Below are 13830 nucleotides of genomic sequence, written 5' to 3'. Positions count from 1 at the left end.
TTGGCGCGTACCTCCCCCTCCGTCACCTTCGGTGCTACCTCCCCCTTGCGGGCGAGGATCGTAAAACGGGGTTTACCGCCGGAACCAGTGGCGCGCGGAGAAATATCCCACGACGCCGACCGCGATCACGAGGCACGCCGCCGCGATCGCATCGAACGCCCACGGCTCCTCGGCATAGGGCAGGCCCTTCACGTTCATGCCGTACAGACCGGTGAGGAACGTCAGCGGCAGGAACACCATCGCCGCGATCGAGATAATCAGCGAGCGATTGTCGATCTGTTCCGCGCGCAGATCGGTCAGCGTCTCATGGACCAGCGCCGCGCGTTCGCGGATCGATTCGAGCTCCTCCGCCATCCGCGCCGCGCGGTCCGCCGCCGCGGCGAGATGCAGCCGGTCGTCGTCGGCCAGCCAGTCGCCGGGCAACGCCGCGAGCTTCTCCAGCGCCGCGCGTTGCGGGTTGAGGAAGCGCTTGTAGCCGATCGCCGCCACGCGCACCTTGCTGACCGTGCGGCGCAGTTCGAACACGCGGTTGGCGTCGAGCTGTTCCTCGCAATCGTCGAGTTCGTCGCCGAGCGTCGCCACGTCGGGATCGAGATCGGTGGTGATCGCGGTCGCGAACGCGGCGATCAGGTCGCCCGGATCGCGGATCTCGCCGCGCTCGACCATCGTCTCGACCTCGGCCACCGCGATCAGCGGTTTGCGCGTGACCGAGTACACGCGGCCCTTCACCGCCCAGATCCGCACCGAGGCGAGCAGGTCCGACGTGTCGAGTTCCTCGTGCGACCGCCCCCGCAAATTGACGAACGCGCCGTCACCGACCGCCTCGCACCGCGGCCGCGTCTCGGTCGCGGTCAGTGCGTCGACGACATAGTCGAGCAGCTTGGCCTCGTCGCGCAGCCACGCCTGCGCATGCTCGGCGGTGGTCGACAGATGCACCCAGACGAGGTCGGCGGTACAGTCGAGCGCTTCCTTGACGTCGACGCTCGTTGCTTTCCCGTCGACGATCCGGAACGCGAAACCGCTCATAGCGCCATGACGACTTCGACCGACAGGCCGGTACCGGGGTCGCCGGGCATCGCCGCGCACAGCCGCGCCGCATCGGCTCGCGCGCGATCGAGGATCGCCGCGGGGACGTCTGGGCTGTGATACACCCGGTCCGCGCTGGCCAGCGCCCGCGCCTGGCGCAGCGTCAGGTCTTCGGGATCGTCGGACAGCAGGATCAGGGTCACGGCCACGTCGCGCGGTCCCGCGGGCTCGCCCGTTGGGGCCAGCCACGCGTCGACGTCATGCGTCGGCGACAGCGGATCGAGCGCACCGCCCGCCCCCATTGCCGTCGCTAGCGCCCGGCGACGCTCCCCCATGTCGGGCCAACGCACCCGCAACGCGCCGCGCGCGGCCTGCAATGCCAGCGCGAGTTTGCCGAGATCGGCAGGCACCAGCGCCTCCAACCGTTGCCGCAGCGCCGCCGCGAGCCCCGCCGACACCCCGCTCGTCCCGATCGCGATCAGCACCGGCGCGCGGTCGACGATCGCCGGCAGCGTGAAGTCGCACAGCGCCGAACGATCGACCGCGTTGACGAGAATCCCGCGCGCCTTCAGCCGCGCCACCGCCGCCAGCGCCTCGTCCTCGTCGTCGATCGCGACGATCGCGAGCGATGCCGCAGCATCCTCGCCGACCAAGTCGGCCCCGGCGCGATCGAGCAACCGCCGCTTCGCATCCGCCGCCTCGCCCTCGCCCAGCAGGATCACCGGGCGACCCGCCAGCCTGACGAACAGCGGCAGGCTTTGCAGCGGAGCGGGAGTCGTCACCGCTTAAGCCATTCCGGCACGCGCTCGGCAGCCAGGATCGTCTCGGGGTGAATGCGGTCGGCGACCACCGCGAACCGGTCGCCGTCGACCAGCACTTCGGGCACCAGCGCGCGGCTGTTGTAGGTCGACGCCATCGTCGCGCCATACGCGCCCGCAGTGCGGAAGATGCCGAGATCGCCCGACTTCACCGTGTCGATGTCGCGGCCCATCGCGAAGGTGTCGCCGGTCTCGCACACCGGCCCGGCGATGTTGGCGGTCATCCGTTCGCCGCTCGGCGCGACCGCGACGAAATCATGATACGCATCGTACATCGCGACGCGCGCGAGGTCGTTCATCGCCGCATCGACGATCACGTACGGGTTCACCACGCCGGGCTTCACCCAGATCACCTCGGTCAGCAGCACGCCGGCATTGCCCGCGATCACGCGACCGGGCTCGAACATCAGTTCGACGTCCCAGTCGGCCGTCGCGCGTGCGACCATCGCGCCGTACTCGGCGGGGCTCGGCAGCACGTCGCCGGGCTTGTACGGCACCCCGAGCCCGCCGCCGAGATCGACGCGGCTGATCGTGTGACCCGCCGCGCGCAGTTCGGCGACCAGTTCGCCGATCCGCGCATAGGCGGCCTCGAGCGGCGCGAGATCGGCCAGCTGGCTGCCGATGTGGATCGCGACGCCGCCCAGGTCGAGCCCGTCATGCTTCGACAGGCGGTCGAACATCGCAACCGCCTGGTCGATCGCCACGCCGAACTTGTTCTCCTTGCGTCCCGTCGAGATTTTCGCATGCGTGCCCGCATCGACGTCGGGGTTCACGCGCAGCACCGCCGGCGCGCGTTCGCCGCGGGCATGGGCGAGCGCGGCGAGGACTTCGCCCTCTTCCTCCAGCTCCAAATTGAACTGGCCGATCCCCGCATCGAGCGCCTGCGCCAGTTCGCGCCGCGTCTTGCCGACGCCCGAGAACACGATGTCCGACGCCGGAATGCCCGCCGCCAGCGCGCGCTGCATCTCGCCCGCGGAAACGACATCAGCACCATAGCCCTCGTCGGCCAGCACGCGCAGCACCGCGACGTTCGGATTGGCCTTGATCGCATAGGCCAGATGCACCCGCCCCGCGCCCTTCAGCGCATCGCGAAACACCTGCGCGTGGCGGCGGAAGGTGGCGGTCGAATAGACGTAGACGGGCGTGCCGACAGCCTCGGCGATCGCCGGCAGGGCGACGTCCTCGGCGTGCATCACACCGTCACGATAGGCGAAATGGTCCATGGATCAGGTCTTCAGTTGGGCGGCGGCAGGTCGAACTCGTCGCTACGCCGCTCGTCGGATTGGGTCAGCAGCTCGTCGCTGCGCTTGGGGCGTTGCTGCGTGGTGGGCGTCAGCAACTGCGCCGGCGTTGGCCGGGTCTTCGCACCGTAAGGCGCGACTGGCAGCATCTTGCCCTCGGCCGGTTTCAAGCCGTCCGCCGCACCGCACCCCGACAGCGCCAACGCCAGTCCCGCCAATCCAACATACCGCTTCATGCCGTCTCTCCCCGAGCCGCGCGGATCGCAGCACGCACATTGTCGGGCGCAGTACCGCCGAAGCTGGTCCGGCTGGCGACCGACGCGTCGACCGAGAGCACGCCGTACACGCGTTCGTCGATCCGCGCATCGATTGCCTTCAGGTCCTCGATCGGCAGCGCATCGAGTGCGACCTTGCGCTCCTCGGCCAGCTTCACCGCACGCCCGGTGACATGATGCGCCTCGCGGAACGGGAGGCCAGCCTCGCGCACCAGCCAGTCGGCGAGATCGGTCGCGGTCGCAAAGCCGCTCTCGGCCAGCCCGCGCATCCGATCTGTCCGGAACGTCGCACTCTCGATCATCCCGGTCATCGCCGCGATCGACAGCGCGAGCAGGTCGTGCGCCTCGAACACCGGCGGCTTGTCGTCCTGCATGTCCTTCGAATAGGCGAGCGGCAGGCCCTTCATCGTCACCATCAGCGCAGTCATGCAGCCGAGGATGCGCCCGGCATGCCCGCGCACCAGCTCGGCCGCGTCGGGATTGCGCTTCTGCGGCATGATCGAGCTGCCGGTCGACCATTGATCGCTGAGCGCGACGAACCCGAACGGCTGCGACGCCCACAGCACGAACTCTTCCGCCAAGCGAGAGAGGTGCAGCGAGGTCTGCGTCGCGGCAGTGAGATACTCGATCGCGAAGTCACGGTCGCTCACGCCATCGAGCGAGTTGGTCATCGGCCCGTCGAAGCCGAGCGCGGCGGCGGTCATCTCGCGGTCGATCGGAAAGCCCGTGCCCGCCAGTGCAGCCGAGCCCAGTGGCGACCGGTTCATCCTTGCGCGGGCATCAGCGAACCGGCCGACGTCGCGCGAGATCATCGCGTGGTACGCCATCAGATGATGCCCGAGCGTCACCGGCTGCGCGGACTGCAGATGCGTAAAGCCAGGCATGACGCTCGCCGCATGCTCTTCCGCCCGCGCGAGCAGTGCCGCCTGGAACCCCGCCAGCGCCGCCAGCGCCTGGTCGATCGCATCGCGCACCCAGAGCCGAAAGTCGGTCGCGACCTGATCGTTGCGCGAGCGCGCGGTATGCAGCCGCCCGGCGACCGGCCCGATCGCATCGGCCAGCCGCGCCTCGGTCTGCATGTGGATGTCCTCGAGGACCAGATCCTCCTCGACACCGTGCTCGGCGTAATGCGCCGCCACCGTGTCGAGCCCGGCCGAGATCGTCGCGGCATCCTCCGCCGAGACGATACCCTGCTTGCCGAGCATCGCGACATGCGCCTTCGAGCCGGCAATATCCTGCTGCCAGAGCCGCTTGTCGAAGGGAATGGAGGCGTTTATCTCGCGCATGACCGCTGCCGGCCCTTCGGCGAACCGCCCACCCCACATCGAATTGGAACCGTCCATGGTCTTGCGTCCTGTGTTCACTTCGCGCCCAATCATCTGTCTGGTGGGAATGGGCCTGCTGGTCGCCGGCTGCGATAGGAAATCGCCCGCGCCGGAGCAAGCGAACGTCGTCGCGGCGAGCACCGCGTCCGCCGATGAAGTCGCCCCCGGCCCTGCCCCCGACGAAGCGACGGGCCCCGCCGCTAGCACCGAAAAGCTGGACCGCAGCCACAAGGGTGAGGCAGGCCCGACCGTCGCCTTCACCGCGCCCGACGGCAAGTCGGTGACGCTGGCCACGTTCAAGGGCAAGCCATTGCTGCTCAACATGTGGGCGACGTGGTGCGCGCCGTGTGTCGCGGAAATGCCGACGCTCGACGCCGCGGCGAAGTCGCTGGCCGGCAAGGTGCAGGTGATCGCCGTCAGCCAGGACATGCAGGGCGCGGAGAAGGTTACGCCGTTCTTCGCCGCGAAGAAGTTCACGACGCTGCAGCCGTATCTCGATCCCAAGCTCGGCCTCAGCCTCGCCTATCAGGCGAACCTGCCGACCACGATCCTGTACGATTCGGCGGGCAAGGAAGTCTGGCGGATGACCGGCGGCTATGAATGGAACACACCCGCCGCCGCCAAACTGATCGCCGAGGCTTCGTAACCGCCGCATCTCGGCAGCGCAAAAGGCGGCAATTCCCTCCTTGTTCTCCCGCGCTTTGTCCTCACACGAAGGCGAGAGCCCAGTCTGGATCCCCGCCTTCGCAGGGAAACACGCTTCGCTACGCGGCCGGCTTCTCCGCGTACGCGTCAGTCGCCCAGCGCGGACCGGTACACCCGGTCGACCGCATCGACCATTTTCTCGGCGGTATATTCGGCGATGAAGCGCGCATGGCCCCGCTCGCCCCAGTCGGGCAACGTGGCGGGGTCGAGCGCTTCCAATGTCCGGCGCAGCGCGGCCGCATCGTTCGCCGGGAAGCTCACGCCGTAGCGTCCGCCGTCGAGGATGTCGTTCAGCCCGCCCGCGGTCGAGGCGATCACCGCGCGGCGGACTCGCATCGCCTCGATCGCGACCAGACCGAAGCCCTCCCAGCGCGACGGCACGATGATCGCATCCGCCGCCATCATCTCAGCGACCACGCCGTTGCGGTCGCGCCATCCGACATACTCGACGAAATCGGGTTTCGGGTTGCTCGTATCGGTCGACAGCACAGCCTGCCCGACCACGCGCAGCGCATAGCGATCGCCCAGCCCGGTGATCGCCTCCAGCAACAGATCCAGCCCCTTTTGCCGGTCAAACCGACCCACGAACAGCAGCTTGATCCGGGCGTCGTTCCACAGCGCGGGCGCGACCGGAGGCGGGGTTGCGGCGATCGCGTTGTTGATCACCACCAGCTTGCGTTCGGGCAAGCCGGCCTCGACGGCAACGTCGCGTTCGTGCGGCGAGATCAGCAGGATCCTGTCCGCCGACCTTGCCAGATAGCGCTCGACCGCGACGATGAACCGCCGCACGTTCGGCGACACCTGCATGCTGAATGCCCAGCCATGCGGACAGAACAGCACGCGGGGCCGCCGACCGAAGCGCAGGATCCGCGTGATGACACCCGCGCCGAACGAGTGCGCATGGACGATGTCCGGCCGAATCTCACGCCGGACCCGGCGATAGGCGAAGAACAGCTTCGCCATGCCGCGCAGCCGGTTCGGCCGATCGAAGAATTCGAACCGGATACCGCTGTCGCGCAGCCGCGGTTCGATGTGATCGCGGTGCTGTTCGGGCATCAGCAGCGTCAGCGCAGCGGGGCCATAACGCTCCGCCTGCGGGGTCAGCAGTTCGGCGAGAAAGCTGCCCGTGCCGCCGATGATGCTGTCGCACACGTGCAGCACGCGGGGCGCGCCGCCATCCCCGCGCGGTCCGGTCGACACGGCCATGCGATCAGACGAGGACGGTGCCGGTGATCGGAATGCCGTGTTGGTCGAGCACTTCGATCAGCCCGCGCACATCGCTGCGCTTCGTCTTGTTCTTGCGGACGACGATGACCGCCGCGTCGAAGCCGGTGATCGCATCGGCGATGCTCGTCGCGCCATTGGTCGAATGGATCGCCGCGACGGCGATCATCTGGCTGCCCGACGTCGCGACCGCATCATGCTGTTCGAGCAGCGAGCGACGCTCGATCGGCTCGCCATTGCCGCCGCCATCCGATCCGGTCCCCTGCACCAGCAGACCCGGGATCGCGGTGCCCTGGTGATCGGCATGATCGGCCAGCTGGAACAGGCTCGCGATGCGGGGATACGCCCGGTTCGTGTCGACGATCAGCGTCGGCGATCCGGCCTGCGCCATCACGACACCCAGATTGGCGGCAAGCACGGCGAGTGCTTCATCGCAATCGACGCCGATCAGCGCGCACGCCCGCGACCGGCGATCGCTCTCGGCGTAGGTTTGCAGGATCGAGCTGCGGATCGCTCGCGCGGCGACGACATACGGCGTGTCCGACGCATAGGCGGCCACGACGAGCGGATCGACGCTGCCGGAGGCGGCGGCGTGGGTCGGTCCGGTATCGCCGCCACGCTCGGCGTGGAACGATGCGGGGCCGGTGGTCGAACGAAGTCTCACGCCATTGCCTCCTTGCGCGGGGCTCGCCAGCCCGTAGTCCCGCTTTCGATGTCGGTCATATCGGCGATCACGTCGAGATCGAGCGCACGCGCCGTCCCCGACGGGGTGCGCAGCCGCGGCGCGAGCATTTCCTGCCCGATCGCCGCGGCCAGCCCGGCGCCGGCACCCAGCACGATTGCCGCGATGACCCACAGGATCAGGTTCGGCTTGGAAGGCAGGGTCGGCGCCACCGCGCGGTCGAGGCGGCTTGCATTGGCCTGCGACACTTCCGACTGCAGCGTCGCCTCGTTGTAGCGCTGGCGGACCGTATCGTAGGTCTGCCGCGCCGCATCGACGTCGCGCTGGAGGACGTTCAGCTGGTCCTGCACACCCGACAGCGCGAGCATCCGCGTCTGCTGCGCGGCCAGATCGGCCCGGATGCTCGACTCGCGCCGGCCCGCTGCCGAGCTGGACGCGGTCAGCGCCTGCGCCTGGATCGACCGGGCCGCCTCGAGCTGGCTGCGCAGCGCCGCCAACTGGGCATTCGCGGCGAGCATGTCGGGGTGATTCGGCCCAAGCGTCTTCGACAATTCGGCGACCTTGCCCGCCTGCAGACCGCTTTCGCGCTGCAAATCCTGGACGATCGTCGACTGCGCGACCTCGGGCTGCGCGGTCGATCCCGACTTCGACCGCGCAATCGCCGCCGCGGCCTGGGCGGCGACCAGCTCGGTCGACAGGTTACGGACCCGGTCCGCTTCGACATCCATCCGGTTCATGCCGACGATGCCGTGCTGGCGCTGGAAGTCGGACAGCCGCGTCTGCGCGGCCTCGAGCCGGTTACGGACGTCGCGCGTCCGCGCGTCGTACCATTTGGCGTTGCCGCTCGCGCTGCCGCTGCGCAGCGTCACCTGCTTGGTCAGGAACGTATCGACGATCAGGTTCAGCGTCTTCGCCGCGGCCTCGGGCGTCTTGGCGGTCAGGCTGAGCCGGATCACGTTGCTGCCCTTCTCGTTGCTGATCGCGAGATCGCGTCGCAACAGGGTGAGACCGTTCTGATTACGCTCCGCCGCGGTGTCGCCGAGCGTCGAACTCTGGAACTGCGGGCTAAGTCGCACGACTTCGCCGAGCACAGCGTCGCTGCGGATGATGTCCTGCTGCGTGCCGATCACCGTTTCCAGCACCGAACTGTTGTCGGAGCCGTTGACGCTGTTCGCGCTGACCGGATCGCGCTCGGTCAGATCGACGAGCACCGACGAGGTGGCGGTGTACTGACGCGGACGGGTGAAGCCGAGGACGGCGATGGCGAGAAACACCACGCCGCCCACCAGCAGGACAAGCCGGATTCGATAGCGGACCGCGCTTATCAAGTCAGTGAAACTGATCACAGATCACGCACTCCCCGTTCCAGAACCGTTCGCAGGTCGTCGTGCCCGGGGGTCTTGATCCGGGCAGGGTCGATCCTGCGATTGTAGACAAGCAAATAGAATTGCGGCGCCAGCGTATCGTCGAAGTAATAGCTGCCTTCGATCGCGCTGGCGTGCAGGATCGGGCTCAACGCGGCGAACGCCGCCGCGATCGTCGCGTCGTCGTGGCCGTCGTCGTTGAGCACCTGGACGATTTCCTCGCGCTCGATCCGGGTCCGCATCGCCGCGGCGAGGCAGATCACCGCGGCCGCCATCGCGGTCTGCTTGGGCAATCGCTGGATATCCGCGACCACCGCAGCCGCGCGCGGGCTCAGCGCGCTCCATTCCTCATAGGCGTCGAGCAGGCCGTGCTGGACCATCGCATCGTCGATGTGCTCCTTGCCCGCCCGGCTCGCCGCGATCGCGCAATTCGATCCGAACAACCGCAGATGATAGGGCGAGCCGACCGCGGATCGCGCGATCTTGGTCGCCGCGTCGTCTTCGATCGTCATGCCAGAGGCATCGCAGCAGCGGATCAGCAGCGCCTTGAGCTGGTCGGTCTCGATCCCGCCGATCGGCACCGACACGATATGCCGGCGGAGCGAGGGATGCCCCTCGATCAGGTCCTCGAGATTGGCGGCGATGCCGACCGCGACGATCCGCACCGGCGAGCGCATGTCGGACAGCAGCTTCATCAGCGTCGCCATCTCGCTCTTCGTGGTCGGCGCTTCGATCCGGTCGAACTCGTCGAGCACGAAGATCGTCGGCCGACGCACCTTCTCCGCGAGCACGGTGGCGACCTGCCGCGCATCGAACGGTGCCTTCAGCATCGGATCGATATCGATCCGTCGCACGCCTTCGCCGGGGATCGATGCGAGTTCGACCAGATAGGGCCGACACAATTCCGAGAAGTCGATGTCACCCCCGGCCAGATTATACAGGACCGTCGCGCCCGCCTCGTCCGCCAGATCGCCGAACACGCGCGACAGCGACGTCTTGCCCGATCCGCGCGCGCCGAACACGATGCCGTGCTTGCCGTGCTCGAGGACCGCCTCGACCAGCCGATCGAGCTCGCGCGCGCGCCCGGCGAGGCCGGCACGATGCTCGACCGGCATCCCGGCATCGAACGCCGCATGGATGCGCGTCCGCTGCGAGGTTATCGTCATGACGGCCGGAGGACTCGCAACCGGAGGCGCAGACGAAACCGGACGAACCGGCGCCGCCGGCTGCTGCACGGGCGGCCGGTCCTGCGCGGGATTGCCGATCGCGATGCGGAGGTCGGGAAGGCTGGACATCGGCGGCTCGGGATCGAGCAGACCCGACAGCCAGTTGCGGAGGCGCGCGAAGATACTCACGAGCGGCCGCGCCATGCTGGGGACGTGAAAGGGATCATCGCGATCAGAACCACTTTTCCTTGATGACCAGCACATCTTCGGGCTGGACCACCATGTCGAGATCGGGCTTGTCGAGCTTCTTCCCGCCGCGCCGCACTTCGATCCGCTTGACCGACCCGGCGAGCGTCGGCCCACCGGCCAGCGCCAGCGCCTGGCGGAAGGTCATGCCGGGCTGGACCGGGAAGCCACCACCCTTGTTGACCTCGCCGTAGACGTAGACGGTCTCGGCGGTCGGGACGAACAGCGTATCGCCCGGCTGGACCAGGCGCGACGCGCTGCCCGCCAGATCGGCAAGCGGAATGCGGACCGGCTGGCCACCGGCCGGGGTCAGGATCACGGCGTTCGCGCCATCGATCCGCGGCCCGCCCGCCCGCGCGACCATCGCCGAGACGGTGTAGGGTCGGTCAAGCGGAAAGAGGCCCGAATTGGGTACCGCGCCGAGCACGGTCGCGGTCTTGCTGCTGTAGGCAGTGATCTCGACGTTGATCGACGGCTTGCTCAGATAGCCGCCGCGGACATAGGCCTGCGCCAGGTCGGTGCCCAGTTGCGCGGTGGTCTTGCCGGCGGCCTGGACCACGCCGAGGAACGGCGCGGTGATCGTGCCGTCGGCGCGGATCCGGGTCTTCGACGACATCGAATCCTGTCCGAACACCGTGACCGAGATCTCGTCGTCGGGCCCGAGCACGTACGAACTGGCCGGCGTCACCGGCGCCTGACCGACGGGCGCGTTTGCGACCTGCGCCTGGGCAGCCTGCGCAAGCGGAACCGCCGACAGCGCAACTGCGCCAGCCAGGCGAACGAAGTGCCAGCTCACTGTCATGATGTGCCTCGTCATTTTGTCAGAACCTGTACGATACGCCGGCCGCAGCGCGGTTGGCGTCATAATTGTTTAAACCCGTATTGGTGCGGCGCGAGGTGCGCTGCGCATCCAAGGTCAAATTCAGTCGCTCGCCAATCGCACGGGTCAGCCCCAAAGTCAGGCTGGAAAAGCGATCGCTGGAGAAAGGCGCCGCGATTACAAGCGGATCGCCGCGAAACTGCCGCCGTCCGAGGATCGCACCGCCACGCACGGTCGTCCGCTCGGCAAAGCGCCATTCGGTGCTCAGCGCGTAATCCGACTGGACCGTGAAGCCGGCCGGCACCAGCGAGTCGTTGACAATGCGCCGACCCGCTTCACCCTTGAACATGATGCGGGGAATCGGCCGGAAAACGAGGTCGAGGTCCCAACCGGCGCCGTGATAGGGTCGCACGTTGGCCCCCTGGCTCCGCGCCTGGAGATAATGCAGGTCCACGTTCAGCTCGACCCGGCTGACCACCGAGCGGCTGAACGTCACGCCCGCCTCGTCGATCCGGTTGACGACACCGATGGTCGGACGATCCGCGCGCGAGTAGCGATAGAACAGCGCCGCCTGTCCCAGGCTGGGACGCGCATAGCCGATGCCGCCAGCGGCGGAGACGAGCGTCTGGTCCGCGAAATTGAACTGCGTGTCGTTGCGAGTCGTCCGCCGCGACAGCTCGGCCAGCGGAAAGAATCCCACCGCACGCGGGCAGCTGGCCTTCACCGCCAAGGTCGAGAAGGTCTGGAAATTGTCGATCGGGCCGTTGATGTCGCCATAGTCGGCCTGTTGCCGGGCGTATCGCAGGTCGGGCTGAAGCTGGCAGATCCCGGCGATCCGGATCGTCCCGCCACCCTGGATATCGGCGCGCGCGCGGCTGCGATCGGTGTTCCTGGTATAGAAGCTGTACGCGAAGTCGCCGTCGACGCGCAGGTCGTTCTGCCCGACCTGGCGCTGATACGTACCGCGCACCGCGGGCGTGACGATGACGTCGTCGACCGGGTTCGTGCGGTTTTCGTCGGTACGGAAGATGTTGTCGTCATAGGCGACCTCGCCCGACGGCGTCACGCTCAACCCCGGCTGATCGATCGTCGTCCCGGTCATCAACGGAATCGGCAGCAACGGCACACCGAGTCGACCCGCCTGGGCAATGGCGGGCTGCGGAACCACGCATGCTGCGGCGCCCATCGCCCCGGCGATAACGCTGAAAACGCGACCAGATTCCGTGCTGCAACGCAGCATAGAGCGCCGAACCGGGGAGGGATAACTACCGAACATAGGGCCTGCGTGCCTTCTCGTATCCATGGCGTCAAGACGCTCCGAGCCAGTGCCTCGCCGATGCAAAAGCCGCATCGACCTTCAATCACGCTGCGGCGCCGCATAAGTATCTCAATATGTCTCTATAATTAACCGCATGTAAAACCCTGCGAATTAAGCGGAAAACATCATCGAGGGAATGTCATGGCTCGCCGTTTTATGCCGCTACTCAGCGTTTTGCTCGCATCATGTGGCGGGGGCGACGGCAGCACCGGCGCGTCGGGCGAGGCGGTGACGACGGTTCCTGCTGCAACGCCGTCGCCGACACCCACACCCGCCGCCACACCCGCCGCCACGCCGACCGCCGCTGACGCCAGTGCGCTGCCGACCGAATCGGGTGCAACCGCGATCATCTTCGCCGCGTCGGACCTGCCGGTTCGCGCCTCGCCCTACATCGTCGGCGCGGCCACGCACTTCTCCTACGCCACGCTCGCCGGGTACGATCCCGACAGCGTCGCGCAGCGCTTTACCGACAGCGGCATCCGGGCGTTCCGCGAGGATCTCTACTGGAATGCACTCGCGCCCGACTGGGACGTCAACGGCGCGCATCTGCCGCAGCCGCTCATGACCTTCCTCGGCAAGACCAGCGCGCGGCCGCTGTATATCCTCAACAACAGCAACGCCTGGATCCCTGGCGCCTCGCCGCCGGTGGCCGACGCGGGCCAGACCGCGTTCGCCGCCTATGCCCAGCACGCGGTCGCCGCGACCACCGGACGCGATGCGATCTACGAGATCTGGAACGAGTGGAATCGTACCGTCGTGCGCGACAAGCCGGTGCTCGTCGGCCCGGGCGATGCGTCGGACTATCGCGCCTCGCGATATTACGCCCCGCTCGCCGCACGCGCCACGAGCGCGATCAAGCAGGTCGCACCCAGCGCAAAGGTGCTGGTGGGGGCGGCCGGCGACGATCCCGACTGGCAATGGACGCTCGACGTGCTGGCGCGCGGCGCGGCGGCGCAGGCCGACGGTGTGTCGGCGCATATCTACAATCACTGTGCCAATACCGCCAACCGCACCGCCTCCGAGGCACTCGGGCGGCTGACGACGCTGCACACCAAAATCGCTGGCGCCAATGGCGGCCGCGACCTGCCCTTGTACGTCACCGAATGGGGCTGGCCCGCGGGCACCAACACCTGTTCGGTCAGCGCGACGCGGATCGCGACCAATGTGCCGCAGTTCCTGCTACACACCGCCGCGCTGCCCTGGGTCGCGGGCTCCTGGTATTATGAGACCAAGGATTCGGGGATCGATCCGACCAACATCCAGTATAATTTCGGCCTGTACGACGCCAATTACGCGGCGAAATCGGCGCAGTGCGCGTTCGCCGACGCCAGCGCGGTGATCGCCGATGCCAAGGCGATGGCGGTGCAGAGCGTCGACACCGGGCTGACCGTCATTCGGGTCACGACGCCGCGCGGACTGGCGATCGTCGCGTGGAGCGCGGTGGCCGGGCGTCAGGGACGGATCACGGTCGGCGGCACCGCCGCGTTCACCACGCGGACCTTGTGCGGTGCCACCGGCCCGGGATCGTCGGATCGCAGCGTCGCGATCGGTGAGATGCCGGTGGTGATCGACGTGCCGAACGTCAGCCGGCTCGGGGTGAACGCCCGACTCCTTTAACGG

13 protein-coding genes are annotated in these 13830 nt (G+C 67.8%); 2 read left to right on the top strand and 11 right to left on the bottom strand.

Annotated elements, in window-relative coordinates; genetic code table 11:
* Nucleotides 1-72: 72 nt before the first annotated feature.
* Genes ACLBWL_RS02160 through argH form a run of 5 tightly spaced genes read right to left on the bottom strand, consistent with a single transcriptional unit; the run spans nt 73 to nt 4685 of the window.
* The gene (locus ACLBWL_RS02160; protein ID WP_447789832.1) at nt 73-1026 is read right to left on the bottom strand and encodes a zinc transporter ZntB; all 954 of its coding nucleotides are present in this window, start codon (nt 1024-1026) and stop codon (nt 73-75) included.
* Entirely contained in the window at nt 1023-1808 is a 786-nt protein-coding gene (locus ACLBWL_RS02155; RefSeq protein ID WP_447789830.1) for an NAD(P)-dependent oxidoreductase, read from the bottom strand. Before ACLBWL_RS02155 ends, ACLBWL_RS02160 begins: the two co-directional genes overlap by 4 nt.
* A complete protein-coding gene (lysA, locus tag ACLBWL_RS02150) occupies nt 1805-3067 on the bottom strand; it encodes a diaminopimelate decarboxylase (RefSeq protein ID WP_447789828.1) in 1263 nt (420 codons plus the stop codon). Before lysA ends, ACLBWL_RS02155 begins: the two co-directional genes overlap by 4 nt.
* An 11-nt stretch (nt 3068-3078) precedes the next feature.
* A complete protein-coding gene (locus ACLBWL_RS02145; protein WP_447789826.1) occupies nt 3079-3321 on the bottom strand; it encodes a hypothetical protein in 243 nt (80 codons plus the stop codon).
* Entirely contained in the window at nt 3318-4685 is a 1368-nt protein-coding gene (gene argH, locus ACLBWL_RS02140; RefSeq protein ID WP_447791947.1) for an argininosuccinate lyase, read from the bottom strand. Before argH ends, ACLBWL_RS02145 begins: the two co-directional genes overlap by 4 nt.
* A 67-nt stretch (nt 4686-4752) precedes the next feature.
* On the opposite strand from argH, the gene ACLBWL_RS02135 reads away from it, so the two are divergent.
* Complete coding sequence (locus tag ACLBWL_RS02135) at nt 4753-5331, top strand: TlpA family protein disulfide reductase (protein ID WP_447789824.1); 579 nt, start codon at nt 4753-4755, stop codon at nt 5329-5331.
* A 146-nt stretch (nt 5332-5477) separates the two neighbouring features.
* On the opposite strand, the gene ACLBWL_RS02130 is transcribed toward ACLBWL_RS02135, so the two are convergent.
* From ACLBWL_RS02130 to ACLBWL_RS02105, 6 genes are read right to left on the bottom strand one after another with little or no spacing between them, the layout of a single operon-like run.
* Nucleotides 5478-6590 (bottom strand): glycosyltransferase, encoded by a 1113-nt coding sequence (locus ACLBWL_RS02130; protein WP_447789822.1) that lies wholly within the window; start codon nt 6588-6590, stop codon nt 5478-5480.
* 10 nt (nt 6591-6600) lie between these two features.
* Nucleotides 6601-7278: a hypothetical protein gene (locus ACLBWL_RS02125; RefSeq protein ID WP_447789820.1), complete on the bottom strand. Its 678-nt coding sequence runs from the start codon at nt 7276-7278 to the stop codon at nt 6601-6603.
* Entirely contained in the window at nt 7275-8642 is a 1368-nt protein-coding gene (locus ACLBWL_RS02120) for a GNVR domain-containing protein (protein WP_447789818.1), read from the bottom strand. Before ACLBWL_RS02120 ends, ACLBWL_RS02125 begins: the two co-directional genes overlap by 4 nt.
* Nucleotides 8639-10030 (bottom strand): ATP-binding protein, encoded by a 1392-nt coding sequence (locus tag ACLBWL_RS02115; protein WP_447789816.1) that lies wholly within the window; start codon nt 10028-10030, stop codon nt 8639-8641. The genes ACLBWL_RS02120 and ACLBWL_RS02115 overlap by 4 nt, the downstream gene beginning before the upstream one ends.
* Before the next feature lie 28 nt (nt 10031-10058).
* The gene (locus tag ACLBWL_RS02110; protein ID WP_447789814.1) at nt 10059-10874 is read right to left on the bottom strand and encodes a polysaccharide biosynthesis/export family protein; all 816 of its coding nucleotides are present in this window, start codon (nt 10872-10874) and stop codon (nt 10059-10061) included.
* A 19-nt stretch (nt 10875-10893) separates the two neighbouring features.
* A complete protein-coding gene (locus ACLBWL_RS02105) occupies nt 10894-12078 on the bottom strand; it encodes a hypothetical protein (protein WP_447789813.1) in 1185 nt (394 codons plus the stop codon).
* Between the two features lie 273 nt (nt 12079-12351).
* Between ACLBWL_RS02105 and ACLBWL_RS02100 the strand changes: the two genes are divergently transcribed.
* Complete coding sequence (locus tag ACLBWL_RS02100; protein ID WP_447789811.1) at nt 12352-13827, top strand: hypothetical protein; 1476 nt, start codon at nt 12352-12354, stop codon at nt 13825-13827.
* Nucleotides 13828-13830: the final 3 nt, after the last annotated feature.

This window comes from Sphingomonas sp. M1A8_2b, from assembly GCF_053345535.1.
Note: the sequence above shows the minus strand (reverse complement) of the source record. Positions and strands in the feature narration are given on the sequence as shown.

Coding starts and splice junctions, on each gene's coding strand:
- ACLBWL_RS02110 (WP_447789814.1), bottom strand. CDS start 10,874: ATGACAGTGAGCTGGCACTTCGTTCGCCTGGCTGGCGCAGTTGCGCTG.
- ACLBWL_RS02135 (WP_447789824.1), top strand. CDS start 4,753: ATGGGCCTGCTGGTCGCCGGCTGCGATAGGAAATCGCCCGCGCCGGAG.
- ACLBWL_RS02100 (WP_447789811.1), top strand. CDS start 12,352: ATGGCTCGCCGTTTTATGCCGCTACTCAGCGTTTTGCTCGCATCATGT.
- lysA (WP_447789828.1), bottom strand. CDS start 3,067: ATGGACCATTTCGCCTATCGTGACGGTGTGATGCACGCCGAGGACGTC.
- ACLBWL_RS02145 (WP_447789826.1), bottom strand. CDS start 3,321: ATGAAGCGGTATGTTGGATTGGCGGGACTGGCGTTGGCGCTGTCGGGG.
- ACLBWL_RS02160 (WP_447789832.1), bottom strand. CDS start 1,026: ATGAGCGGTTTCGCGTTCCGGATCGTCGACGGGAAAGCAACGAGCGTC.
- argH (WP_447791947.1), bottom strand. CDS start 4,685: ATGTGGGGTGGGCGGTTCGCCGAAGGGCCGGCAGCGGTCATGCGCGAG.
- ACLBWL_RS02115 (WP_447789816.1), bottom strand. CDS start 10,030: ATGGCGCGGCCGCTCGTGAGTATCTTCGCGCGCCTCCGCAACTGGCTG.
- ACLBWL_RS02105 (WP_447789813.1), bottom strand. CDS start 12,078: ATGGGCGCCGCAGCATGCGTGGTTCCGCAGCCCGCCATTGCCCAGGCG.